Genomic DNA, 23811 nt, shown 5'->3' with positions numbered 1-23811 from the left:
TCAGATGAGCCAATGCACCTGCATTGGCTTTTTTATGCCAAATCTGCATTTTTTCTTAAAAAATGCTCAAATATGCTACTCGAAAAAGTCTAAATTCAGTTACAATAAAACTAAAAAGTAGACCAAATTACTTGGTTTTTTATTGATTTTATAAGTTTTGCTAAATGGCAGGAAAATATGGGGCGTTGTGATGCTCGACGTCACAATGAAAATTTTAATTTCAAAGTGTTACTAAGCTTTGCTGTAGATGACCTTATCCGAATTTTCCCGCCATTTATCTGTGACAGGTTTGTATTTTTTTGTACCTTATTTGATAATTATCACAAGCTAAGGTGCTGAATTTTATGGGGTGAGGGTATGCATAAATTACAAGGATTTACCTTAGTCGAGTTGGTAATTACCATTTTGGTGTTAGCGATTTTAGCCACACTCGCAGTACCTTCCTTTGCCAACATGCTGCGTAAATATAATTTAGAAAGTAGTGCCATGGAACTGAATATGCTGTTGAGTGAAGCACGCACGACCGCAGTCAGCACCCGCAAAGACGTGACGGTGCATTTAAATCAAGCCGCCCCCAACACCGCACAAAAAAAATATTGGATGCCTAAAGGCAAGGTGAGCTATCAAAACCATGATGTACAGGAAGTGACTTTTAAAGCCTCTGGTCAAGTGCAGCAACTGAGTGGTGATCTCAGTCTACAACTCTGCGACCAAGCAAAGAGTTCAGCGAGCTTGTCGATGACCTTGCACTTGTCGCGTTTTGGTACCGTACAACACATTGAAAAGGGGACATGCGCATCATGAATGTCCAAGCACAACGCGGTGTAGGCTTAATGGAAGTGATGGTTGCTGCTTTAATTTTAGCAGTCGCAGTATTAGGTTTTATTGCGCTGCAATATCGCTCTTTAGAGGCAGCCAATGAAGCTTATTATCGTACTCAAGCCATGAGTGTAGCACGCGACTTAGCAGAACGAATTCGTGCTAATCAATTTGCTCAGGCAAGCTATGTCTCTGAATTAACTTATTCTAAAAGCACAACAGCAACAGATTCTAGTCGTAGTGCGACTACTCATGAATGCTTAGGTTCGACGAAAAATTGTACGCAAAGCCAATTTGCCCTTGCTGATGCGCGTGAAATTAAGGCCAAAGCGCAAGCTGCAGGCATGCAAGTTGCCATGGAAAAATGTAGTGGTGTCGCCCGTTATTGTATTTATATTGCTTGGGAAGATACCCAACCTAAAGAAGGCACAGCAGCAGATAAAAGCTGTACCAATAGCGGTACTTATATTGATGGATCGCGTTGTATTGTGATGGAGGCGTATCAATAATGCAAAAACGCTATCAACAAGGGATTAGTTTACTAGAGCTCATGATTGCATTGGCATTGGGCTTAGTTTTGGTGGCTGTAGCAGTCCAAATGTTTATTTCATCACAAGCCAATTTATCCTTACAACGTGGTTTAGGTGACTTACAAGATAATGGGCTATTTGGTATTGATTTTATTGCCAAAGATTTACGTAAAACCAACTTGGGTGCTTCGCTGCCTATTTTAGATTCAAATATTGCGCAAGGTGGTATCATTTTATCTCAATACAATATTATTGGCGGGGATGCTCAAGCAAATAATCAAATCAATGTGCTGGGATTGGGAGCCAATGAAATGTCTGGTACGGCTTTATTACCAGGCACATCTAATTTTACGGGTCAAAAAAGCGATCAGCTCACCATTCAATATAAAACAGTACAAAATATATATGACGATGCGACCTTTTTAAAAAAAATAAACAATGGTTTAACCGCTGACGAAAAAACACTGGTAGTGGGCTATGACTGTGAAGGGGGAAAAATTGTTTTAGAAGATGTAGCCAATCAAGTCTATATCGTACAGCGTTATTTGGTTAAACCCATTGGTAATGCTACGAGTAACAGCAATAATCCGAACTTAGCTTTATATTGTGATGCAGGCCGTTATCAGTTAACAGATGTAGAAAGTGCCTATGCAGCCACAGACCCAGCAAAGCGTACTGTTAATATCACAGGTTTAAATCATAACAATCAAATCGTATTACGCCGTGTTGATCATTTTCGTGTGCTCTTAGGTGTAGCCAGCGGTGAATATGGCCAAAGTGAAAACTTTCGTTATATGACCTTAAGTGATTATCAGCAACTTACAGGCAATAATTTACCCAAGATTCGCAGTGTACAGTTAGGTTTGGTGATTCGTTCACAAGATCGTATTCCTGCTGCAACCAATAATCAGCAGACGACTTTTAATATTTTAGATTTGACTGCCGTATCATTAATGGGTGGCAAGGACAATTATATGCGTCAGGTTTTAACCCAAACGATCGCATTGCGTAATGCACTGGGTGAGGATTTGCGTGTCAAAGCCGAACAAACCACAGTCACCTCTGAGGGAGAAACGCCATGATCCATTCTCATCTGCGGCAACAAGGTGCAACTTTAATTGTGGTGTTAATCATGTTGGTGATTATTACCATTATTGGTGTAGTGGGGGTAAAACATAGTATGACGTCGCTCAATATTGCCACCAATAGTCAAATTAATGAATTGCTGCGCCAAAGTTCCGACTCCGCTATGCTTGCTTTAGAAGAGGTCAGTGATTTAGAACAACTCTCGACTGCAAGTGGGATTTTGGGTTTTATTAGCCAACCTGAAAATGCGAATAAAGAGCTGGTATTTTGTTTTAAAAAATCCCAAGGGCTTGCTTTTGATATTAGTCAAGCCAGTATGGTGGAATTTACTGGCTCAGCGGTGCGTAATAGTACTTTGGGTCAGCGTGGGTTTTGTGATCCAAGAAGTGCTAATTTTTATACCAGTCAGCGTAATGCGGTTTTAACGCAAATTGCGGTTAAGCGTTCAACTGCGGGTGTATTAGAGCCTGCTTTTTCTAACTATGTGACTGGCACAGATTTCGTTTCGGCAAAAACTCAAAATAACGAGCGTTTTACGATTTATGCAACATCGGTTTTACCCTCTATTGGTGGTGCAACAAAAGCGCAAGTTTATGCATGTTTATCCCAGCATATGAATAGCAATGTACAAAGTTTAAGTTTAGATATTTCAAGTAAGGCGGCAATAACAGTATCTAAATGTTTAGAAAATTTAGGCGTGCCATACATTACACAAGTGGCCGATTATAGTTATATGGTGGGGTTTAACCAGTTGTCAGCAAGTAACTGATAGCATGGGAGTATTAGCGATGAAAAAGACAATGATCAGTAGCGCTATTGCTACAGTGTTAGCGGCAACAGGCTTGATTGCCAACTCAGCATGGGCAAGTGACCGTGAGATTTATCAACGTGGTGGTGAAGGGTCTGCTGCAGTAATGATCTCACTTGATGTTAGTCGCACCATGCGTGAGAAATTTGGTACCTTAGATGATGGTAATGGTGATTATTACGGTTGTGTGCGATCTACTAAAGAAGAAGAAATTACCATTGGTACAAAGAAACATAAATTTGAAGCTCATTATTGTACTTATACCGATGATACAATCAAAATTAATAAATTCTTTTTAAGAAAAAAATTTCCTTCTTACGAAGAATATATTAAGAAAACCTGCGATTTTGTACCGCGTAATATGAGTATAAGCGGACGAGAAAATAATATTTATCAATGCTATGACCGTTTAACTCGTGCAAAAATTGCGATGGTTGGTTTACTTGAAGGTGATGTTGATCGTGGCATTAGTAAGCTCAGTGATGATAAGGTAATTGGCTTAAGTGTATTTCCAGCATACTTAGTGAGTACCAAAAAAAATGATGATCATGCTGACAAAGCAGCAGCAGTCGTCGTACCTGCCCATCGCTTAGACGCGACAGTTAAATACAAAAATAAAAATATGACTCAACGAGAGGCACTAGTACAAGGAATTTTAGATGCCACAGATATTAAAAAAAGCTTATGGGATAAACTGACTGAAAACGATAACGTACCGATTGGCAGTGCTTTAGCAGAATCAGCGGCTTATTTAATGGGAACGACCACCAATGCCGGCTTTAGAGAAATACAAAAAGCTTGGATTAAATGGGATGATCGTAAGTTACAGGAAACATTCAAACGCTCTGGAAGATTACTCACTAATTGTGGTGGTAAAATTTTCAACAAAGAAGGAAAGTGGGATGATTTTGGACAGTGTGATTATTGGGCAGATGTTGATGCGGGGGATCTAGAACCTTATGATGATATGTATACACGCAATGAACGTAATAGCTCGGATTTGACCATAGATCGTGCACGTTTTTTAGTTAATGATGATAGTAAATATTTAAAAACCAGTGGTCAGCGCTATGCCGTAGCAGAAGCCCTACAGACAGGTTCAATCAACTATAAGGCACCTGAGATCATTTCTAAACAGGTTAGTGATCCATCATTAAAATCTTGTCATGCACAAGGTGTTTATGTGGTTACTGGTGGTTTGTCACATATTGGTGATGCTTCACAAGGTGAAGGTACGATTGATTTTTATATGAAACGTATGATGAGTCGTTCATTAGAAAATACAAACTATCGTACTAATATGTGTAAAAATGGTGCACTAAAGGACTATACCAACGTATTTGGAAATGAGAGTAATTATATTGATAACTCAAGTTGGTCATGTATTTCGGCTTATGCTGAAAAACTAAAAACAGGTGCCAATCCAGTTGGTTTAAGTATCAAAACGGCAGTTGTGGGTGTAGGTAAACAGTTTGAAGAGCTACCTAGCTCTAATATGTCAATGAGCACAGCACAAAATGAGGCAGAGCTAACGACAGCGATCGAAAAATTAGAGGCTTTTGAAGATGCAAACTCTCTTCTTTATAAGAATCGTACCAAGCATAATTTAAAAAATACAGCGCTTCTTGGTTTATATGGTGGTGGCGGTTGGTACTCAGCGATGTCTCCACAAGATATTGCTGAAAGTTTTAATAGTTTTGTGAATGTCATTTCTAAAGACATTCCATCTGCGTCAGTCAATAAATCTGTCATTCCAGTTGACGTATTAAATCCTTATGAATTGCAGCCTTATGCTTACTTAACAATGTACGAACCTAGTGTACAAGGGGCAGTATCTGTATGGGCAGGTAACTTAAAACGCTACAATATTGGTAACAAAGGTTGGGTGGTCGACTCAAGTGGCAATAATGCTTTTGCGGCAAATGGACTTATTAAAGATAGCGTTAAAGACTTATGGGAAAACTCAACATTAACTGATAGCGAAAAACTAAAAGCACGGATATTCCAAGGCGGTGCTTTAAACCAATTGCCATTAGGTAAAAACGAGAATAAGGACTTTAAACGTACAATTTATACTACGCGTGACTGTAAAGAACAGGCTGATAAAAGCGTATCTGATTGCGATTCATCAGCAAACTTAGAACTTAAAAAAGTAAATACAAATTACTTTGATAAAAATGCTAGTAGCTCCAAAGACCCGTTACGTGGCTATTTACTGGCACTACTTGGTTATGATGTTCCTAATCCTGACAATATTAATGATGAACAAATTTTAAATATTGGACAGCAGCGACCTGAATTACGCCAAATGGGTGCGATTTTACACTCTGACCCAATTTTATTAACCCAACAAGGTCAAGTAGTACGTGATGGTGAAAGCATCGTAACTAAAGATCGTCATGATTATGTTTTATTTGGTACAACTCAAGGTTTATTGCATGTTTTAGATGCAAAAACAGGTAAAGAAAAATTTGCTTTTGTACCTAATGAAATGGTGGAAAAAAACCATAAGGCTTTTGTAAATCCAGATGCAGCTAGTGCTTCAGGCCAATTCTTGTATGGTATAGATGGCCCTTGGACTGTACATACAGAATATGTAGCTGCTAATAAGGACGATCAAACCTTAACTGTGGGACAAGGTACGAATAAGGATGTTATTGGTAAACAATGGGTATATGGCGGTTTACGTATGGGAGGCCATAGTTACTATGCCTTAGATTTAACTGATCTAGACAGTCCTAAGGTTAAATTCCATATTGACCCAACCTCTGGCAATGTATATAGCCAAAAGGGTACTAAAAACTATAATGCATTACGTTCTATGGGACAAAGTTGGTCTAAACCTGTAATTACCCGTGTCAATTGGCAAGGCACTGATAAGCTCGTCATGATTGTTGGTGGTGGCTACGACAATTCAGGGCAAAACCAAGGTTATGAAGAGCCTAAGTATCCACAAAATACTGAAGAGCGTTTAGGCGCTGGTGTATATATGTTTGATGCGGATAATGGCGATCTACTATGGTGGGCAAGTAGTAACGTAGCCAAAGCTTCAGAAGGGATTAAAGCAGATAGCCAAGGTACCATTGCTCATTATGTCAAAGATATGGGTTACAGCGTCGTCAGTACCATTAAAACGGTAGATCGCGACGGTGATAAACTAACTGATCATCTATACTTTGGTGATTTAGGTGGACAAGTTTGGCGAGTAGATTTCAATAATTTCCGTAATGCCGAACAACCATTTGCAACGCATATTGTTCGTTTATTGAACGAGATAAGTTCGGAAGCGGGTAAGCAACCACGTTTTTATGTCCAACCAACCTTTAGTATTTATCGTACACCAGGTTCAGGTCGGGTGATGGCTGCGATTAGTATTGGCTCTGGTAATGCAAGTTCTCCTTTGCATGATTCAAATAATGAGGCGAACTGGAAGCCAAATGCGGTCTATACCTTATTTGATAAAGATGTGACACGTAGTAATTTATATTCTTTAACTACGAGCCAGTTAAAACAGGATCTTGTACCTCAAGCGCTTACTGCTACGCAACGTAATGGTGTGGCGACCAATACTATAGATGCGAGTCAAGATGGGTGGAAATATGTATTTTCAGAGAATTCTTTTTATCTAGACTCAAATCAAACAACGGGTCAAAAATTCTATAGTACGCCAATGGGTGCTAAAGTCATTACTGATCCAGTTTTAATGAATAATCAATTATTTGTTAGCGTATTTGATGGTGCAAAAAGTGGTACCGTGCAAGGCTGTGATGCGGGTATTAAAGGCGAAAGTGTGATTGAGCGTTTTTGTATGCCTTTTGGGGCTTGTGGCAGCAATAGTGGGATACACAATAGCTTATATGCAGGCGTAGGTATTGCACCCATTAATCTTAGCTCAGCAGGTCAAGGCGCTGCTAACTCGCGCACGATTATTAATAGTCAGTGTGAAGGCGATCATTGCGCGGTCGGGAATATAGGGAGTGATGTACATTCAGATAACCAACTCAATCGTAAATTACGTCCAATGCGTTGGTTTGAGCGCGAGTGAGGCCAGTTATGAAAAAATCTCAAGGCTTTACTTTAATTGAGTTGATGGTGGTGGTGGTGATTATCACCATCCTCGCCTTGATTGCGATTCCGAGTTATCAAAACTATATCCGCCGTGCCGATTTAAGTCTGGCACAGCAGGAAATGCAAAAAATTGCCGATCAATTAGAGCGCTATAAAGGGCGCAATTTTAGTTATAACGGTTTTAACTTAAGTGCTGCCTTTGATTCTTCAGCAGAAAGCTCTATTAATGAAAGCACAGGCATGCTGTATTTGCCGTTAGGGAGTACGGCAGGAGATGCCAAATACACTTTAACTTTACGTGATGCCGATAGTAAAAATGCGTTATCCAGTGCGGCTAAAGCCAGTGCGGGTGATACAGGCTTGGCAGATAATTTAGGGCATCATTGGGAAATGAATGCTTTAAGCACTCATCCGGCCAATTATAGCTTGGTGATGAATAGCCAAGGTTTACAATGCAAAACCATAGATCGTACTCAAGCGGAAAAATATCAGTGTGCTGAGCAAGGGGGCGGTGAAAAATGGTAAAACAACATGGCTTTACTTTAGTTGAAATCATGATTGCAGTAGCGGTGGTGGCTATTTTAGCAGCGATTGCGATCCCAAGTTATGAGCGTTATCAAATTAAAGTCAATCGTGTTGCAGCACAATCTGAAATGATTGAAATGGGGAGTGTATTACAACAATACTTAATTACCCATCGTACTTATGCCAAAAGCGCTACCAGCTTTGTTAGCTTGGCAGATTTAAATCTGACCACACAATTGCCACGCCATGAAACACCCAAATTATATAATGTTGACTTAACTGCAACAGCGTCCACTTGGCAGCTCACAGCCACACCGATTGAAAAAACTCGTCAAGAAAATAATGGCATTTTAATTTTAAATTCCAAAGGTTATCGTTGTTGGGATGAAGACAATAGCGGTGGTTGTGATGCCAATGCCGCAAGCAACTGGGATGGCCGTTGATCAGATGAAATTCAAAGGTGTGGATAAATCATTTTTTAATCTTTCATTCCCCTAAAAGATCGCGTAAAATACTGCCCTCTATGAAAGGGGTTTGAAATGTATCGATGGTCGGTACAGGGATAATCCGTAAAAACTATAAGGTTCTATCATGGTTGTTATTCGTCTTGCACGCGGTGGTGCTAAAAAACGTCCTTTCTATCAAGTTATCGTAACTGATAGCCGTAATGCACGTGACGGTCGTTTCATCGAACGTATTGGTTTCTTCAACCCTACAGCTCAAGGTAAAGCAGAAAAACTTCGTTTAGATACAGAACGTTTTGCTCACTGGATCGCTCAAGGTGCTCAACCTTCTGAACGTGTTGCTTCTTTAGCTGCTCAAGCTAAGAAAGCTGCTGCTACTGCTTAATGTCAGTAGGTATGCCCATGACACCAGCACAGAATGTTCCAGAAGATCGTATTCAGATTGGACAGCTACGTTCAGCATATGGGTTGAATGGGTGGCTCTGGGTCTATTCCAATACAGAACCCATGAGCAACATCTTTGACTACCTGCCTTGGTATATTGAGACCAAAGCAGGTTGGCAAATGGTCGATGTAAAACGTTGGAAACCACATGGCAAAGGCTTAGTTGTCAGCTTAAAAGGTGTGAGTGATCGCACAGCAGCAGATGGCTTAGTTGGCGCAAATATTTGGATTTCAAAAGCGCAGCTTCCGGCGGCAGGCATGGATGAGTTTTACTGGTCAGATTTAAAAGGCTTAACTGTGTTAGGTCTTGATGAAAATGAACAAGAAGTAAATCTTGGTAAAATCTATGAAATGTTCGAGACAGGTGCCAACGATGTAATGGTGGTACATGCCACACCAGACAGCGTTGATGCTGAAGAGCGTATGATTCCATGGCATAAAGATGTGGTACAACGCGTTGATCTAGAAGCTGGTCGTATCTACGTAAATTGGGGCGTAGACTACTAAGTCTGATAGGAAATAGAGGAATCTGCGATGTTTTTTGCAGTGATTACGCTTTTTCCTGAGATGTTTGAAGCGATTACAGCCTACGGTATTAGCGGGCGTGCAGCAAAACGTGATTTAATGCAAATGCATTGTATTAATCCACGAGATTTTGCAGCGGGTAACTACAAACGAGTGGATGAACGTCCATTTGGTGGTGGCCCGGGCATGGTGATGATGGCGGAGCCTCTGGCTCAGGCAATCCAACATGCCAAACAACTTGCACAACAAGCAGGTAAAACCAATGTGCCAGTGGTGTATATGTCACCACAGGGCCAAACTCTGCATGAAACTGCAGTACAACAATTTGTTGAATACGACGGATTAATTGTACTTTGCGGGCGTTATGAAGGGGTCGATGAACGTTTAATCCAAAAATATGTTGATCAAGAATGGTCCATAGGGGATTACGTATTATCGGGTGGTGAACTGCCGGCGATGGTGTTATTAGACAGCATTATTCGGAGACTTCCGGGTGCCATGTCTGATGAGCAATCCCATGTGCAGGACTCTTTTGTGGATGGTCTTTTAGATTGCCCACAATATACAAAGCCTGATCATTTTGAAGGTTTGGATGTGCCTGAGGTACTTAAATCGGGTCATCATGCAAATATTGAAAAATGGCGCTTTTTGCAACGCTATCAACGCACGCTTGAACGTCGACCTGAATTGGTTGAACAAGTCGAGTTGACTAAGCAGCAAAAAAAATGGCTAAAAGATTCAGGTATTTAAAATTTTTTAAATACCTTTAATAGGTTCTTTATATCTTGAAGTGGTCAAGTATAAAGAGAAATATAATCGGGTTTATGCGCCTTAGCCTCTAAATCCAGCGAAGATCAGACCGCTTCTGACTCGCACATATTGGAGATACCCCATGAGCGGTAAGCATCCTTTAGTTCAAGTTATTGAAAATGCACAATTAAAAACTGACATCCCTGCGTTTGCACCAGGTGATACAGTTGTTGTTCAAGTTAAAGTAAAAGAAGGCGAGCGTGAACGTCTTCAGGCTTTCGAAGGCGTTGTAATCGCTAAGAAAAACCGTGGCTTAAACTCTGCTTTCACAGTACGTAAAATCTCTAGCGGTTTTGGTGTTGAGCGTGTTTTCCAAACTCACTCTCCAATCGTTGCTGGTATCGAAGTGAAACGTCGTGGTGATGTACGTCGCGCTAAACTTTACTACCTACGCGAATTGTCTGGTAAAGCTGCACGTATCCGTGAAAAATTACCAGCTCGTAAAGCAAAATAATCTGCTTTATACGCTTGAAAAAAATGCGCCTTGTGGCGCATTTTTTTACGTCTGCTATAAACCTTGTAGTTTTAAGCGGTTGGCATGTTGGCGATAAATAGAGACAGGATCTGGTGCAAAGACATGCGTTAAACCAAAAAATTGGTTAATAATGTCTAAGTGATTCCAGTTGTAGTTATCACGAATAGTTTTACCAAATTTAGCACTACAACGACCGACTAGACCATCATTATCACCTTTAGGATCAGTAATTTTTGCTGTGACAGCTAAAAGAGCATCAGGATCAAGTGCATTGGTGACCGTGCCGGTACCAGTAAAGGAATAAAAATAAATGCCTTGTTGTTGAGCAGGGCCATCACTACAGGCTGTCGTCGGCATGCCTAAAGGATATTTGACTTGAAAAGCGCTTGAGCCTGCTAAAGATAAGCTTTTACCTGCTTGCAATGCATCATGTGGAAAGCGATTGGATTCAATGCCTTGAGCCCAGATCAGCATCTTAGATACAAAATTAACCACGTCTACCACAGGTGCTTGTAGCTGTGAGCCTTCAACTTGCATAATAAAATCAGCAGTTTGAGAGCCTTTTAAGGGACTGGCAATTGCAGTGGCTGACGCGACTTTGCTTGGTGCCACATTGGTCACATAGGCAATACTATGCCCACCGTGGCTATGTCCGAGTAAATTGACTTTAGGCTTGCCGGTAATTGCGATAATTTCATCGACCTGTTGTAGCAATTGCTCACCACGTACTTCAGATGAATTAAACGGTGAAACGCGTGTTGCCCAAACATTTGCGCCATTGCGAGCTAAGTCCGGCAAAATTTGATACCAATAATCTACACCCAATTCATCTGTACCAGCGCGAATAAAGCCACCCATACCATGGGCAAACACCAGCGGATATTGTGTTTGAGTATACGATGAAATCACAAAGTTGCTTTTAATTTGACTGCTATTAGCGGCATAGCTATGACAAGCCATTGCCAGCAACACAGTCGATAAACAGATTTTTAACATAGACATCATCCTCGAAAGATCAACCTGTTGAAGTCCTTAACAGGCATAGATATTATTCTGCAAAAGGTAAGACACCTCCTTGATCATGAATCATTTCAAAGGTCTCTAAACGTAATTGTTGTTGTTTTTCAGGGAAATACTGTTGTCGTAATTGCAAAATATTTTGTCGTTTGGCTTGATCACTCAACGTACTTTGTAAGACTTGATCACGTTCAGCTAAATACTGCTGTACATTATTTTTCCATGTTTGCCGCTCTTGATCGAGTTGTTCAAGACGAACGGTGGCGTCAGGGCCTACTAGGTTTAAGCGTAGTTGTTTAAGCTCAGCAGCACGACCACCACGCGCTTTTAACTCTTGCGTTAAGCGGCGTAAATCTTCGAGTTGCGATAGGGCTTTTAAATTGTCTTGCCAATCTGTGGGTAAATTTTGAAATAGTTCACTTAAGCGTGCTGCCTTTTCTTGTGCAGACAAGCTGTTATCTTCAAGAATATAGCCAAATCCTAAAAACTATAGAACAATAGAGATATGGGATATTCAAAAGATTTTAAAGATAAAGTCATAGAAATTATGATTCGAGATGAAATGTCTGTGCGAAAAGCAGCACAGCATTTTAACATCTGTATACAGACGATTCAGAACTGGAAAAAGTCCACTACAAACAAACCTATTCCTGGCCGTCCAGCTAAAATTAGCAGAGAGCAAATATTGAAGGATGTTAAACAATATCCTGATGATTATCAGTATGAGCGAGCTGAACGTTTAGGGGTAAGCACTCATGCGGTATTTAATGCGTTACATGCCGCAGGAATATCGCGTAAAAAAAGACGTTAAAGCATCCTAAAGCAGATCAAAATCAACGTCAGCAATTTCAAAATCTCATAGAGTGTTTAGAAGGGAAATTGCCTCTGATTTACATAGATGAAAGTGGTTTTCAAAGTGAAAGTACCAGAACTCATAGTTATAGCCTTCAAGGAACACGTGCTGAAGGTGAATTTAACTGGCAGTTGAAGAATTGCAGTAATGCGATCGGTGCAATCATTGAAAATAGATTGTTGACAGTTGGTGTGTTTAATTGTTCTGTGAATACAGAAGTATTTGAATGTTGGATTGAACAGGATTTATTACCTAAGTTGAAAGAAAGCAGTGTTTTGATTATGGACAATGCGACCTTTCACAAAGGGAAAAGACTTCAGGAGTTGATACGTTGTGCAGGCCATTACATTGTGTGGCTTCCTAAATATAGTCCAGATTTAAATCCAATAGAAAATATGTGGTCACGAGTCAAGGCGATTCGAATTAAGTTTAGAGTTAAAGATATTGATAAATTATTTAAAGATTACTGTAATGATTTATTTGGTATTTAGCTATAGTTAAACGAGACAAAGTGTAATTTTGATAAATATCTTCTTGCCCAAATAAGCCATTTATTTCTAAAGCATTAAAAAAGCGTTGTCTTAAATTTTGGGTAGCATTAAAAATGGCCCTAAAATAAGCTGCATTTTCTTCACCTTTGGGTTTTGCAATACTCGCTAAAGCTTGACGATATTGCACATAACGATGCCATAAATTTAAAATTTGCTCACGGCTGGGGCTATGATAAGCCGCTTGAACATAAGCACTAAAATTGCGGTCAATGTCTACTAGATTGGTTTCGCCATACTGACTAATAAAATATTCAAAGCACTGTTTGGTTTGTTCATTGACGATCAGTTGTGCTGCAGCATCTAAGCGTAATTGACAATTAATTTGCGTATCTTGTTGACTTGGACTTTGTAGATGAGTGGCTCGCGGTTCGTGTAAGGGCACGGACTCAGCAGGTTGCAACGGTGCTGAACGAGATATGTGCTGTGGCGGATGTTCTAAACTTGGACGCAACCACAACAATAAGGTGCTCATTATGGCAAGCAGCAACAGCAATATCCAAATCCACTTTGGCATAAGTGCATCCTTTTTATTGTTCAGTGTAATGTAAAACCAGCCACTTTGAATAGCTATACAGCTCACAATCTGCTTGTTACCATGAGCCAATTTTTTCGGCTTTCACTGTTATGAAATCTTCTGCAAACAAAATTCAACGCCGTCATTTAAGTGGTGTTTTTTTACTCAATAAACCTTTAGGAATTAGCTCTAATGCTGCCTTACAAAAAGTACGTTGGTTGTACCGTGCGCAAAAAGGCGGGCATACAGGCGCACTTGATCCTTTGGCTTCTGGTCTATTGCCAATTTGTTTAGGTGAAGCAACCAAGTTTTCACACTATTTGTTGGATTCAACCAAGCGCTATCAAACTACGGTATTTTTAGGTCATAGCACCACTACAGGCGATGTGGAGGGTGATGTACTGCTAGAAAAAGCGCCACCTGAATTAACCCAAGATAAAATTCAAGCCGTATTGCAACAGTTTACCGGGGATATTCAGCAAGTACCACCAATGTACTCAGCCTTAAAAAAAGAAGGTCGTCCACTATATGAGTTGGCACGTAAAGGCATTGAAATTGAGCGTGAATCACGTCCAATTAGCATCTATGCCATTGAGCTAACCTCATTTAATGAAAACAGCATTACTTTGGATGTAACTTGCTCTAAAGGAACTTACATTCGTGTATTAGGTGAAGATATTGCCAAAGCCTTGGGCACATATGGTCATTTAACTTATTTACATCGTATTCAAACTGGGCACTTTAATTTAATTCCAAGTTATACTATTGAATATCTTGAAAGCCTTACTGAACAACAACGCGATGCATTGTTGTTACCTGTTTTTGCCCCTGTACAACATTTTCCGCATATTCAAGTGCCTGCAGGTCGCGCAGAATATTTCTGTCGTGGTATGGAAAGTAATATTGATCATGCAGCTGAAGAACAGGTCTTGGTTTTTGATGGTGAAAAATGCTTGGGACTGGCACAAATTAACGATAAAAAACGCTTAATCCCCAAACGAGTTTTAAATCTCGACTAGGAATTCTTATGGAATTAGACATTATCATTAGCCTGATTGTTTTTGCATTTTTTGCTGGTGCAATTGATGCAGCAGTTGGGGGTGGTGGTCTAATTCAAATTCCAGCCTTGATGGGTGCTATGCCACAGCTGGCACCTGCCACGGTATTTGGCACCAATAAACTCGCTTCTATTTGTGGCACAGCTTCGGCTGCATGGTCATATTTACGCAAAGTCACTTTGCCATGGCAGCTTTTATTGGTGATTGGAAGTTGTGCTTTTATCACTTCATTTGCAGGTGCGGCCTGTGTCACCTTAATTCCAACCGAGATTTTGCGTCCGTTGGTGTTAATCATGTTGATTGTGATTGCAGTTTATACATTGCTTAAAAAGCAATTTGGGCAGCAGCATATACAGTTTGCAATCACGAAAAAGTTTTTGCTGTTAGCTGCAATTGGCAGTTTACTAATTGGTTTTTATGACGGGATTTTTGGCCCCGGTACGGGCAGTTTCTTTATTTTTTATTTTATTCGTTATTTAAAAGTCGACTTTTTACATGCTTCGGCATTATCTAAAGTGGCTAACCTCACCACCAACTTAGCCGCGCTTAGTTTCTTTGCGCCAACTGGGCATGTACTGTTGGGTATGGGGTTGATGATGGCGCTATCCAATGTGGCAGGCTCAATGCTTGGCGTTAAAATGGCACTCAAATATGGTAGTGGCTTTATTCGTATCTTATTTTTAATTTTAGTCAGTGTGTTAATTTTGCGCTTAAGCTATCAAATTTTTGTAGGCTAATGTGCTTAAGTTACAGCTTTACTATAGTCAAGCTGTAGGACTTTTAAGTATAAAAAATATTCAATCGATCAGCAGCTATCGCCAAGGATCATTTATGAATATTTTTGAAGCATTAAGACAAAGTCATCAAAAACAACGTGAATTAGGGGAAGCCTTATTGCAGACCTCAGGAGACAGTCCTGAACGTCAGGCATTATTTGAGCGTTATAAAAATGAACTCTTCGCACATGCGGTAGGGGAAGACCGTTATTTTTATATTCCATTAATGATGAGTGATTCAGGTTTGAATATTACCCGCCATGCGCTAGCTGAACATCATAAAATGGATGAATTACTCGAAGAAATGACTGAATTGGACATGAGTCATCCAGGCTGGCTCAATAAAGCCAAAAAACTAGTTGAAACTGTGCTGCATCATTTAGACGAAGAAGAGCATGGCTTTTTTCAACAAGCAGGTAAAATTTTAGCTGAACAACAGAAAACCAGTTTAGCCAAACAGTATTTAGCTGAATATCAAAAATATAAAAAGTCTGATAAAGATGCCTTAGTTTAAGCAAGTGATTTAGCGCAATGTGACAAGCATTTAGCTGGATTTACTCCGCATGGTCACTCCAATTGAAGCTAACATCACGCAGCCAAGAGCGATCCATTGCCAAAAGGCGATGGTTTCGCCCAGTAAAATAAAGCCAGTGAGTGCCGCCAGTGCAGGTGATAAGCTAGATAAAGTACCGTAACTTAATTTACTTAAACGTTTTAATGCCTGTAAATCTAAGGCATAAGGAATAGCGGTAGCGAGTACGGCAATGGCTAAGGCTTGCGGCCAATATTGCACATTCAATAAAGCTTGAGCATTTTGATATAAACCAATTGGTAATAAACTTATTGCAGAGAGGCTAATCGCAATAGTTAAGGCATGCATACCAATATTTTGCTGCACCACTTTTTGTCCAAAATAGATATAAAAAGCCCAACATAGTCCAGCTGTTAAGGCACAAACCGCACCAAAGATAGAGAAATTACCCTGTAATGCCTGAGGCCATGGCACCATTAAAGCAATACCTAAAATCGCTAGTCCTACCCAAATATAGTCACTGCGTTTTTGAATAGAAAGTAAGGCTAAGCCTAAAGGACCAATAAACTCTAAACCTACGGCAATCCCTTGGGGGAGTTCGCCAAGTGAGAGATAAAACAGCACGTTCATCAAACATAATGCTGCACTATAACAGAGTAAATCCCGCCATTTTAAAAAGCTCAAACGTTTTAAAATATGCCAAGAGCGAAACATCAAAAAGATAATAACTGAGGCAAAACATAGTCTTAAAATGGTGACACTTAAAGGGTCTAAATGCAAAAACAGCTGTTTAGCAAAAGAGGCGCTAATTTGATACGAGATCATGGACAGCACCATAAACAGTACAGCAAGTAATTGCGGACGCGCCATAAGAGAAGATTCTAAGTCAAGAAAACTGTCATTATAGCCCTAAATCAGGCTGCTAAAAATGTAATCAAATGCTTATATTTGATTGAAAAATAAACAATACAGTAGCAAACTATAGTTGAATCATTTTTAAACAAAACTATATAACCATTATAAGGAAAAAAATACATGCAGCCTACATGGAAGCAAGTGCTATTAGCGAGTATGCTTGGCCTGAGTTTAGTTGGTTGTGGTGGATCGAGTTCAAATGATCCAGTAACACCACCTACACAAAGCACAATTCAAAAACAAGTTTCAGCTTTAATTTTAACTGCAACTGGCAACACAATAAACAATGCCAAAATTAAAATTGCGGGGCAAACTTTTAGCACTGATGTACTAGGTCAAGCTAGTTTTAGTGTAAATATTCCACAAAATGCCCAATATGTTGTTGTGCAGATTGAGAAAGCGGGTTTTGTCAGTCAAGCACTACGAATTAAAGCCTCAGAGCTTGCAAATATTAGTGCAAGTTTATTAATGGTAAAAAACCTTATTGAAGTTGCCGCAATTGAACAAGCACAAATCATTGAAAGCTCAGAACTAAATGCCAGTATCAGCATTCCTGCGAACGCATTTGTACGTCCGAATGGTCAACTTGCCACAGGTAAAGTCGTCGTCGAATTTACCCCTTGGGACATTCAAAGCAATGATTTAAATGCGATGCCTGCCAACGGTGTGGCGCAAAATAATCAAAACCATATTGTGGATTTAATTAGTGCGGGGATGATATCGGCAACTTTTAAAAATCAACAAGGGGAAATCTTACAGTTGGCTCGCGGTAAAAGCGCAGATTTGATGATGGATTTACTCATTGAGAATATTGCCAATCAAGAGATGACAGTTGGTACAGAAATTCCAATGTGGTATTTCGATGAAGCTAAAGGTTTATGGCTAGAAGAAGGGACGGGTCATGTGGTGGAATCTGTACAATCCTCTACAGGTTTGGCAGTGCATGCCTCTGTATCTCATTTTTCGACATGGAACTGGGATTTAGAGTTTGAAAATGATGGCAGTTTGTTGGTGCAATGTATGACTGAAGGGCAAGCTTTACCTTGTCATGCAGTGGCTGAGATTCGTTTAAATGATGGCTCTCGAGTCACTAAATACTCACATATTCCAGTCAGTGGCCTAGAAGTGGTCAACATACCCACTCAAGCAAGTATTGCTTGGAAAGCCTACGGAGTGAAAAATGGTTTAATTGGTCAAGCGCAAAGTTCAACTGACGCACCCGTCATTATTGAGCTACAAGTCCCGACGACCAAAAATAATGTAAGCTGTGAATTAGCAGATGGAACAGCGACTTCTTGTCAAGGTCTATTAAATAACCAAATTCCTTTTACAATTGGTGTTCCGAGTACTCAGGTGGTAAGCACCTTAGTCAATCATCAAAATTTACAATGGCAGGCGAAGACCCCTTTAATGTGGAAAAATAATCAATGGGTACGTTACCGTGGTACGCAGGTTTCCGATGCGTCGGAAAATGTGGTCATCAAACTGACAGAGCTAGAAACTTTAGCTGATACATTGGGACTTGATTTTTACGCAGAATGTAAAGCCTATGCCGTAGGTGAGGATTTAACAGGTCAGCCATGTGAGTTAACGGTAGAAATAGAGAACACCGATCGAGAATGGAACAGATTGGTTTATCAAATTCCATTTGGTGTACGTACTAAAATTGAATTACCAGAACCTTATACAGGTTTTGAGGTCTATGATCAGGGGCCTATCCACTCCATCAACTTATTTGCTTCTATGTTAAATGGTCGTTATTGTGACACCATGTTTGGTTCATATGGATTTGAACGTCATTCTGGGATGTCTTTTATTATGGAGTTAGCCCCATCTAGAATTGATGAAGGTATAGATGCTGATGAGGGATGTATCACCACACCAACTTAATCCAATAAAACCACGCTAAGGCGTGGTTTTTTCTTGTTTTAATTGCGCTTTAATTTTTTGTTTAGCTTGCTGCGTGGTAAACGTACAGCCAATAGAGGCTAAAATAATCACGCTTAACGCTAACCATTGCGTCCATAACAGTTGTTCACTTAAAAAAATAAAACCCGACAAGGCAGCGACTGCTGGTTCTAAACTGGTGAGGGTACCAAAAGCCAATGGGGTCATATTGCGTAGTGCATACATCTCTAAACTAAAAGGTAGAGCACTGGCTAAAATGGCCAAAGTTGCGAAAATCATTAAATGATTGGGCTGCCACACAGCACTTGGCATACCCATAAATAAAGCAATAGGCATTAAACACAGCATGCCCACAAACATGCCCAAACACACCGTATGATTGCCTGAAACACCTGATGGTTTTTGCCCAGCCACAATATACAGTGCCCAACATGTGCCCGCAGTTAAAGCAAAGAAAATCCCCAGCGGATCAAGTGAAGTTGTACTATTAAACGGAAATAAAAGTACAAGGCCAAGAATAGCTAAACCAACCCAGATAAAATCAAACTTTTGCCGAGCATGATATAGCGCTACACTCAAAGGGCCAATAAACTCAAAAGAAACAGCAATCCCAAGCGGCAAACGGGCAATCGCCAAATAAAACAACACATTCATACCTGCTAAAGCGATGCCATAGCTGATGATGGCCGAATAATGAATGTGTTTAAAATTGACCTGCCAAATCCGAAAAATGAGCGCTAAAATAAGCGCTCCCAAAAATAAGCGCATAGCGGAAACGCTTAAAATCGGGAAATCTTGGAATAATAGCTTGGCCAGTGAGCCACTACTTTGCATCGAGATCATGGCAATGATCAAGACCAAAATGGCTTGGATATGCGGCAGGCGCCAAAGGGTAGACATAGTGACAATAAAAAAACCACAGCCTTAAAAGACTGTGGTTTTTTTAAAATTGAATTAGAACAATACGCGAACGCGGATTGTGCCTTCAACTTCATGTAATGTATCGAGTGCTTCTTTAGAAGCAGTTGCATCTACGTCCATCACTAAATAACCTACATCACCTTTAGTCATTAAAGACTGACCAGAAATGTTGATGCCGTGTTCAGCAAACAAGTTGTTAATCTTAGACAATACACCCGGTACGTTTTTATGAATGTGAAGTAAACGGTGTTTACCTTCAGTCAATGGTAACGCGATTTCTGGGAAGTTCACCGCAGATAAAGTCATCCCTTTATCTGAATAAGCGACAAACTTCTCGCCTACTTCTAAACCAATATTGGCTTGTGCTTCGATGGTTGAACCACCTACGTGCGGTGTTAAAATTACGTTTGGAATATTACGTAATGGCGATACGAACTCTTCACCGTTGGCTTTAGGCTCTTTCGGGAATACGTCAACCGCAGCACCAGCAAGGTGACCTGATTTAAGCGCATCAGCTAAATCTTCAATCACAACACATGTACCGCGTGCTGCGTTGATGAAGATCGAACCTTCTTTCATTTGCGCAAATTGTTCTTTGGTCATGAAGTTACGTGTAGACGGAACATCAGGAACATGTAAAGACACCACATCAGCATTGGCAAGCAGCTCGCCTAAAGAGCCAACTTGACGTGCATTACCAAGTGGTAATTTAGTCACTGTATCAAAGTAAATCACTTTCATACCCATGCTTTCAGCAAGCACAGACAATTGTGAACCGATTGAGCCGTAACCCACGATACCTAAAGTCTTACCACGAGTTTCGTATGAACCTACCGCAGACTTGTTCCAACCACCAGCATGTGTATCTGTCGATTTTTCAGGTACACGGCGCAGAAGAAGAATTGCTTCAGCAAGTACCAGTTCAGCGACTGAACGCGTATTTGAGTATGGTGCGTTAAATACTGGAATACCACGGCGCATTGCTGCGTCTAAGTTCACTTGGTTAGTACCAATACAGAAACAACCTACCGCGATAAGTTTGTTCGCAGCTTCAAAGACTTCTTCAGTTAACTGTGTACGTGAACGAATACCAATGAAGTGCGCATCTTTAATCGCTTCTTTCAGTGCTTCACCCTCAAGCGCTGTTTTACGATAGTCGATGTTGGTATATCCCGCTGCATTTAATGTGTCGATTGCGTTTTGATGTACGCCTTCTAACAATAAGAAACGGATTTTATCTTTAGGTAGAGAAAGATGTTGGCTCATTACGGCTCCGCTACAAAGGCCAAATTTAGTGGCAATATGATAGCATAGGAAAATACACTATAAACATTTGCTTTATGACCCATGGATTTTCTTGCATGTTGAAAATATCGCCTAATTTAACAAATTCGGTCTAACTAAGCCTGTAATTTGTAAGCGACATTATCAAAAACCGCATTTTCTGCGAGTCTTGGCTAAAAATGATTTATAATAGTGTCCCGCAAAAACCACCTCCAAAAAATGGAACGATTTTTGTGCATGATGAGATGAAAAATATTCATTTTAAATGTTTATTTTTTACTCATATTCTTGTGAATAAACTTCTTGCTAGGTCTGCAAACGATGAATGCTCCAGTCGCTTTAACACCTGAGTTATTGGCTCAATTAACAGCTATCGTCGGTGAAAACCGTATTAAAACTGATGCTGACAGCCTCGAAAATTGGGGACGTGACCACACCAAACACTTCGACCCAAATCCATCGGTCATCGTTTTTCCTTCCAGCACAGAGCAAGTCCAACAGATTGTTAAACTTGCCAACCAATTTAATGTTGCAGTGACGCCTTCAGGTGGTCGTACTGGTTTATCAGCGGGTGCTGTAGCTGCCAACGGTGAAATCGTGGTCAGCATGGACAAGATGAACCAAATCTTGGAATTCTTCCCAGCCGACCGCATGGTACGTGTGCAAGCGGGTGTGGTGACTGAACAACTGCAAAACTATGCTGAAGAACAGGGTATGTACTATCCAGTCGACTTCGCTTCTGCAGGCTCAAGTCAAATTGGCGGTAACATTGGTACCAACGCTGGTGGTATTAAAGTCATCAAATACGGCATGACACGTAATTGGGTGTTGGGTCTAACTGTGGTGACAGGTAAAGGTGATGTACTGCGTTTAAACAAAGGCATGATTAAAAATGCCACAGGTTATGCGCTACAACACTTATTTATTGGCGGTGAAGGCACTTTAGGTTTAGTGACCGAAGCGGAAATTAAGTTAGAGCGTCAACCACAAGATTTACAAGTGATGGTACTGGGTGTACCTGACTTTGAAGCGGTGATGCCTGTACTACATGCATTCCAAGCGAAAATTGATTTAACAGCATTTGAGTTCTTTGGTGAACTTGCGATGCAAAAAGTACTTGATCATGGTCATGTACAGCGTCCATTTGCAACCGAATGTCCATTCTATGTATTGCTTGAATTTGAAGCGCCATTTGAGCCAATTATGGACAAAGCAATGGAAATCTTTGAGCACTGCATGGAACAAGGTTGGGTATGGGATGGCGTGTTAAGCCAAAGCCTAGACCAAGTGGAGAGTTTATGGCGTTTACGTGAAGATATTTCTGAATCTATCGCGCCATTTACCCCATACAAAAATGATATTTCGGTGTTAATTACCCACGTTCCTGCATTTATTAAAGAAATTGATGCAATTGTGTCTGAAAACTACCCAGATTTTGAAATCTGCTGGTTTGGTCATATTGGTGACGGTAACTTACACTTAAATATTTTAAAACCTGCTGATTTAAGCAAAGACGAATTCTTTGCGAAATGTCAGGTGGTAAATAAATATGTATTTGATACTGTGAAGAAATATGATGGTTCAATTTCTGCCGAACACGGTGTAGGTATGACGAAGAAACCATATCTTGAATACAGCCGTTCAGCAGAAGAAATCGAATATATGAAAGCGTTAAAGCAAGTATTCGATCCAAACGGTATTATGAACCCAGGTAAATTATTTGATCTTTAAGTTGATTAAATAAGTGAAAAAGCCTCAACAGATGTTGGGGCTTTTTTTATACAGTCTTGCCATAGAATTTTTTGTTTAGGCGCGGCATGATCAAATTTTATAAACACAATTAAGGATAATTAGATGTTACGTGTTTTTGCTTTAACTGCGTTATTGGCATCCCTTACGGCGTGTGCCACCACGGAAAATTTATTTAATAAAGCCAAAGGGGTGGTGCATTCGTCTTATACGCCACTTGAACAGGTGTTAAAGGTGCAGCCAAATTTAGAATCAGAGTTAAATACGGTTGAGATTCGTCAGGTATTTAACCGTGTGGAAGCGCCAACTGCCGCGCAAGTGACGGTTTTAGAATCAGGTTTATTGGATGATTCTGTGAGTGCGATTCGTACCACGTATCAATTTAAGTTGGTGGATGAGCAATGGAATTTAGTGGATAAGAAAGCGGCTTATAAATGTAGTCGTGGTAGCAATACTAAGACTTTCCAAACGGCTGTTTGCCCTTAAATTTAAGTTGCTTTTTTAAGCCATTCTTCTATGTTAAGCGTATCAATTGATACGCTTTTTTATTGGGGGTAATGTTTGAGAACTAAGCTTGAGGATTTTGTTGAAAATCTGAAAAACGAAATCAATATTTTATTGAAAAGCGAAAGTGAAGGTGAGAAATATAGATTTAGAGCGTTAATAGAATTACAAAATACGCTCAAAAATATTAAAATTTCTCAAGATTATTTTAATGCTAAAAATAAGTATTTATATGATTTTAAACATTATATATCTGTATATAATGCTGGGAATGGCACATCATCGATTTTGAGTGAGATTAATGAAAGAGCTGAGAAAATTAATACATATTTGATCAATGAAACTGAACAAGAAACACCCATCAAGCAAAGTTCTGAACTTCAGACAGAAGATATATATGGTGCAGTAGAAAAATTATTATATTTACAAAAAGAACAAGAAGAATTAGAGAAACAAAATAAAATCTTTTTTAAAAAATATAATAGACCTCTTGCGAAAGTGGTTATTGCAAGTTTATTCGGTTTACCAGTGCAGCAATTAAGTTAATACGTAAACCGAATCTTTTCCGTCTATTTCGATAGCGTTCACTTAATATTCTAAATGTTTTCAATTGACTATTGATGTGTTCGATAACAACTCGTATTTTTCCAATCAGTTTATTGTACTTTTTCTCAA

At 39.8% G+C, this 23811-nt stretch carries 26 protein-coding genes and 1 pseudogene; 20 read left to right on the top strand and 7 right to left on the bottom strand.

What is annotated here, in order from left to right; translation table 11 throughout:
- The first annotated feature begins 357 nt into the window (after window positions 1-357).
- The 11 genes from CYK47_RS06565 to rplS all read left to right on the top strand — a co-directional run bounded on the left by CYK47_RS06565 (window position 358) and on the right by rplS (window position 10533).
- Window positions 358-804, top strand: coding sequence for a prepilin-type N-terminal cleavage/methylation domain-containing protein (locus CYK47_RS06565; protein ID WP_122900061.1), 447 nt, complete (start codon window positions 358-360; stop codon window positions 802-804).
- On the top strand, window positions 801-1328 hold the full coding sequence (pilV, locus tag CYK47_RS06560) for a type IV pilus modification protein PilV (protein WP_164709162.1): 528 nt from the start codon (window positions 801-803) through the stop codon (window positions 1326-1328). Before CYK47_RS06565 ends, pilV begins: the two co-directional genes overlap by 4 nt.
- Window positions 1328-2431 (top strand): PilW family protein, encoded by a 1104-nt coding sequence (locus CYK47_RS06555; protein ID WP_122900057.1) that lies wholly within the window; start codon window positions 1328-1330, stop codon window positions 2429-2431. The genes pilV and CYK47_RS06555 overlap by 1 nt, the downstream gene beginning before the upstream one ends.
- Complete coding sequence (locus tag CYK47_RS06550; protein WP_122900055.1) at window positions 2428-3204, top strand: pilus assembly PilX family protein; 777 nt, start codon at window positions 2428-2430, stop codon at window positions 3202-3204. Before CYK47_RS06555 ends, CYK47_RS06550 begins: the two co-directional genes overlap by 4 nt.
- A 19-nt stretch (window positions 3205-3223) precedes the next feature.
- Entirely contained in the window at window positions 3224-7288 is a 4065-nt protein-coding gene (locus CYK47_RS06545) for a pilus assembly protein (protein ID WP_164709161.1), read from the top strand.
- 8 nt (window positions 7289-7296) lie between these two features.
- Window positions 7297-7836 carry a type IV pilin protein gene (locus CYK47_RS06540; protein WP_122900050.1) on the top strand — a complete coding sequence of 180 codons (540 nt, stop codon included), beginning with the start codon at window positions 7297-7299 and terminating at the stop codon, window positions 7834-7836.
- Entirely contained in the window at window positions 7830-8279 is a 450-nt protein-coding gene (locus CYK47_RS06535) for a type IV pilin protein (protein WP_122900048.1), read from the top strand. The genes CYK47_RS06540 and CYK47_RS06535 overlap by 7 nt, the downstream gene beginning before the upstream one ends.
- Window positions 8280-8427: 148 nt before the next feature.
- Complete coding sequence (gene rpsP, locus CYK47_RS06530; RefSeq protein ID WP_122900046.1) at window positions 8428-8685, top strand: 30S ribosomal protein S16; 258 nt, start codon at window positions 8428-8430, stop codon at window positions 8683-8685.
- Window positions 8686-8702: 17 nt separating this feature from the next.
- On the top strand, window positions 8703-9251 hold the full coding sequence (rimM, locus tag CYK47_RS06525) for a ribosome maturation factor RimM (RefSeq protein WP_122900174.1): 549 nt from the start codon (window positions 8703-8705) through the stop codon (window positions 9249-9251).
- Between the two features lie 27 nt (window positions 9252-9278).
- A complete protein-coding gene (gene trmD / locus CYK47_RS06520; RefSeq protein WP_122900044.1) occupies window positions 9279-10019 on the top strand; it encodes a tRNA (guanosine(37)-N1)-methyltransferase TrmD in 741 nt (246 codons plus the stop codon).
- A 142-nt stretch (window positions 10020-10161) separates the two neighbouring features.
- Window positions 10162-10533, top strand: coding sequence for a 50S ribosomal protein L19 (rplS, locus tag CYK47_RS06515; protein ID WP_122900042.1), 372 nt, complete (start codon window positions 10162-10164; stop codon window positions 10531-10533).
- Window positions 10534-10587: 54 nt separating this feature from the next.
- Here the strand turns inward: rplS and CYK47_RS06510 are convergent, their stop codons facing one another.
- Both CYK47_RS06510 and CYK47_RS06505 read right to left on the bottom strand, forming a co-directional pair.
- Entirely contained in the window at window positions 10588-11556 is a 969-nt protein-coding gene (locus tag CYK47_RS06510) for a lipase family alpha/beta hydrolase (protein ID WP_502697051.1), read from the bottom strand.
- A 46-nt stretch (window positions 11557-11602) separates the two neighbouring features.
- Window positions 11603-12040 (bottom strand): annotated as a pseudogene (locus tag CYK47_RS06505) (lipase secretion chaperone); the annotation flags it as partial.
- Window positions 12041-12076: 36 nt separating this feature from the next.
- Between CYK47_RS06505 and CYK47_RS06500 the strand changes: the two are divergent.
- On the top strand, window positions 12077-12382 hold the full coding sequence (locus tag CYK47_RS06500; protein WP_122900035.1) for an IS630 transposase-related protein: 306 nt from the start codon (window positions 12077-12079) through the stop codon (window positions 12380-12382).
- Window positions 12383-12429: 47 nt separating this feature from the next.
- Window positions 12430-12915, top strand: a complete 486-nt coding sequence (locus tag CYK47_RS06495) for a transposase (protein ID WP_252150258.1) — start codon at window positions 12430-12432, stop codon at window positions 12913-12915.
- Here CYK47_RS06495 and CYK47_RS06490 read toward each other — a convergent pair.
- On the bottom strand, window positions 12881-13489 hold the full coding sequence (locus CYK47_RS06490; protein ID WP_122900031.1) for a lipase secretion chaperone: 609 nt from the start codon (window positions 13487-13489) through the stop codon (window positions 12881-12883). The two genes, CYK47_RS06495 and CYK47_RS06490, sit on opposite strands and share 35 nt — an antisense overlap.
- Before the next feature lie 110 nt (window positions 13490-13599).
- Between CYK47_RS06490 and truB the strand changes: the two genes are divergently transcribed.
- The 3 genes from truB to CYK47_RS06475 all read left to right on the top strand — a co-directional run bounded on the left by truB (window position 13600) and on the right by CYK47_RS06475 (window position 15837).
- A complete protein-coding gene (truB, locus tag CYK47_RS06485) occupies window positions 13600-14508 on the top strand; it encodes a tRNA pseudouridine(55) synthase TruB (RefSeq protein ID WP_122900029.1) in 909 nt (302 codons plus the stop codon).
- Window positions 14509-14516: 8 nt separating this feature from the next.
- Window positions 14517-15284 carry a sulfite exporter TauE/SafE family protein gene (locus CYK47_RS06480; RefSeq protein WP_122900028.1) on the top strand — a complete coding sequence of 256 codons (768 nt, stop codon included), beginning with the start codon at window positions 14517-14519 and terminating at the stop codon, window positions 15282-15284.
- A 94-nt stretch (window positions 15285-15378) separates the two neighbouring features.
- Complete coding sequence (locus tag CYK47_RS06475) at window positions 15379-15837, top strand: hemerythrin domain-containing protein (RefSeq protein ID WP_122900026.1); 459 nt, start codon at window positions 15379-15381, stop codon at window positions 15835-15837.
- 30 nt (window positions 15838-15867) lie between these two features.
- On the opposite strand, the gene CYK47_RS06470 is transcribed toward CYK47_RS06475, so the two are convergent.
- Window positions 15868-16725, bottom strand: a complete 858-nt coding sequence (locus CYK47_RS06470; protein ID WP_122900024.1) for an EamA family transporter — start codon at window positions 16723-16725, stop codon at window positions 15868-15870.
- 165 nt (window positions 16726-16890) lie between these two features.
- Between CYK47_RS06470 and CYK47_RS06465 the strand changes: the two genes are divergently transcribed.
- Window positions 16891-18660: a hypothetical protein gene (locus tag CYK47_RS06465; RefSeq protein WP_122900022.1), complete on the top strand. Its 1770-nt coding sequence runs from the start codon at window positions 16891-16893 to the stop codon at window positions 18658-18660.
- Between the two features lie 15 nt (window positions 18661-18675).
- Here the strand turns inward: CYK47_RS06465 and CYK47_RS06460 are convergent, their stop codons facing one another.
- Both CYK47_RS06460 and serA read right to left on the bottom strand, forming a co-directional pair.
- Window positions 18676-19578, bottom strand: a complete 903-nt coding sequence (locus CYK47_RS06460; protein ID WP_122900020.1) for an EamA family transporter — start codon at window positions 19576-19578, stop codon at window positions 18676-18678.
- A gap of 54 nt (window positions 19579-19632) precedes the next feature.
- Window positions 19633-20865, bottom strand: a complete 1233-nt coding sequence (serA, locus tag CYK47_RS06455; RefSeq protein WP_122900018.1) for a phosphoglycerate dehydrogenase — start codon at window positions 20863-20865, stop codon at window positions 19633-19635.
- A gap of 339 nt (window positions 20866-21204) precedes the next feature.
- Here serA and CYK47_RS06450 point away from each other — a divergent pair, with 339 nt between their 5' ends.
- From CYK47_RS06450 to CYK47_RS06440, 3 genes are all read left to right on the top strand, one after another.
- Window positions 21205-22614 (top strand): D-2-hydroxyglutarate dehydrogenase, encoded by a 1410-nt coding sequence (locus CYK47_RS06450; protein ID WP_122900016.1) that lies wholly within the window; start codon window positions 21205-21207, stop codon window positions 22612-22614.
- 123 nt (window positions 22615-22737) lie between these two features.
- Window positions 22738-23118 carry a hypothetical protein gene (locus CYK47_RS06445; RefSeq protein ID WP_122900014.1) on the top strand — a complete coding sequence of 127 codons (381 nt, stop codon included), beginning with the start codon at window positions 22738-22740 and terminating at the stop codon, window positions 23116-23118.
- A 75-nt stretch (window positions 23119-23193) separates the two neighbouring features.
- Window positions 23194-23682, top strand: a complete 489-nt coding sequence (locus CYK47_RS06440) for a hypothetical protein (RefSeq protein WP_122900011.1) — start codon at window positions 23194-23196, stop codon at window positions 23680-23682.
- On the opposite strand, the gene CYK47_RS06435 is transcribed toward CYK47_RS06440, so the two are convergent.
- Window positions 23639-23811: transposase family protein (locus CYK47_RS06435; RefSeq protein ID WP_164709160.1), on the bottom strand; the 173-nt coding region annotated here is incomplete at its 5' end. The two genes, CYK47_RS06440 and CYK47_RS06435, sit on opposite strands and share 44 nt — an antisense overlap.

The sequence above is a fragment of the Acinetobacter sp. B51(2017) genome (assembly GCF_003711395.1).
Taxonomy (GTDB): domain Bacteria; phylum Pseudomonadota; class Gammaproteobacteria; order Pseudomonadales; family Moraxellaceae; genus Acinetobacter.
This window is presented reverse-complemented; position numbering and strand designations above follow the sequence as displayed.

Bases quoted from the DNA above. Each gene is read 5' to 3' on its own strand.
- CYK47_RS06555 (WP_122900057.1), top strand. From the start codon at position 1,328: ATGCAAAAACGCTATCAACAAGGGATTAGTTTACTAGAGCTCATGATT.
- CYK47_RS06550 (WP_122900055.1), top strand. From the start codon at position 2,428: ATGATCCATTCTCATCTGCGGCAACAAGGTGCAACTTTAATTGTGGTG.
- CYK47_RS06475 (WP_122900026.1), top strand. From the start codon at position 15,379: ATGAATATTTTTGAAGCATTAAGACAAAGTCATCAAAAACAACGTGAA.
- CYK47_RS06470 (WP_122900024.1), bottom strand. From the start codon at position 16,725: ATGGCGCGTCCGCAATTACTTGCTGTACTGTTTATGGTGCTGTCCATG.
- rimM (WP_122900174.1), top strand. From the start codon at position 8,703: ATGACACCAGCACAGAATGTTCCAGAAGATCGTATTCAGATTGGACAG.
- pilV (WP_164709162.1), top strand. From the start codon at position 801: ATGAATGTCCAAGCACAACGCGGTGTAGGCTTAATGGAAGTGATGGTT.
- trmD (WP_122900044.1), top strand. From the start codon at position 9,279: ATGTTTTTTGCAGTGATTACGCTTTTTCCTGAGATGTTTGAAGCGATT.
- CYK47_RS06480 (WP_122900028.1), top strand. From the start codon at position 14,517: ATGGAATTAGACATTATCATTAGCCTGATTGTTTTTGCATTTTTTGCT.
- CYK47_RS06445 (WP_122900014.1), top strand. From the start codon at position 22,738: ATGTTACGTGTTTTTGCTTTAACTGCGTTATTGGCATCCCTTACGGCG.
- CYK47_RS06450 (WP_122900016.1), top strand. From the start codon at position 21,205: ATGAATGCTCCAGTCGCTTTAACACCTGAGTTATTGGCTCAATTAACA.
- CYK47_RS06535 (WP_122900048.1), top strand. From the start codon at position 7,830: ATGGTAAAACAACATGGCTTTACTTTAGTTGAAATCATGATTGCAGTA.
- CYK47_RS06565 (WP_122900061.1), top strand. From the start codon at position 358: ATGCATAAATTACAAGGATTTACCTTAGTCGAGTTGGTAATTACCATT.
- CYK47_RS06510 (WP_502697051.1), bottom strand. From the start codon at position 11,556: ATGTCTATGTTAAAAATCTGTTTATCGACTGTGTTGCTGGCAATGGCT.
- serA (WP_122900018.1), bottom strand. From the start codon at position 20,865: ATGAGCCAACATCTTTCTCTACCTAAAGATAAAATCCGTTTCTTATTG.
- CYK47_RS06460 (WP_122900020.1), bottom strand. From the start codon at position 19,578: ATGTCTACCCTTTGGCGCCTGCCGCATATCCAAGCCATTTTGGTCTTG.
- CYK47_RS06540 (WP_122900050.1), top strand. From the start codon at position 7,297: ATGAAAAAATCTCAAGGCTTTACTTTAATTGAGTTGATGGTGGTGGTG.
- truB (WP_122900029.1), top strand. From the start codon at position 13,600: ATGAAATCTTCTGCAAACAAAATTCAACGCCGTCATTTAAGTGGTGTT.
- CYK47_RS06500 (WP_122900035.1), top strand. From the start codon at position 12,077: ATGGGATATTCAAAAGATTTTAAAGATAAAGTCATAGAAATTATGATT.
- rplS (WP_122900042.1), top strand. From the start codon at position 10,162: ATGAGCGGTAAGCATCCTTTAGTTCAAGTTATTGAAAATGCACAATTA.
- CYK47_RS06490 (WP_122900031.1), bottom strand. From the start codon at position 13,489: ATGCCAAAGTGGATTTGGATATTGCTGTTGCTGCTTGCCATAATGAGC.
- CYK47_RS06465 (WP_122900022.1), top strand. From the start codon at position 16,891: ATGCAGCCTACATGGAAGCAAGTGCTATTAGCGAGTATGCTTGGCCTG.
- rpsP (WP_122900046.1), top strand. From the start codon at position 8,428: ATGGTTGTTATTCGTCTTGCACGCGGTGGTGCTAAAAAACGTCCTTTC.
- CYK47_RS06545 (WP_164709161.1), top strand. From the start codon at position 3,224: ATGAAAAAGACAATGATCAGTAGCGCTATTGCTACAGTGTTAGCGGCA.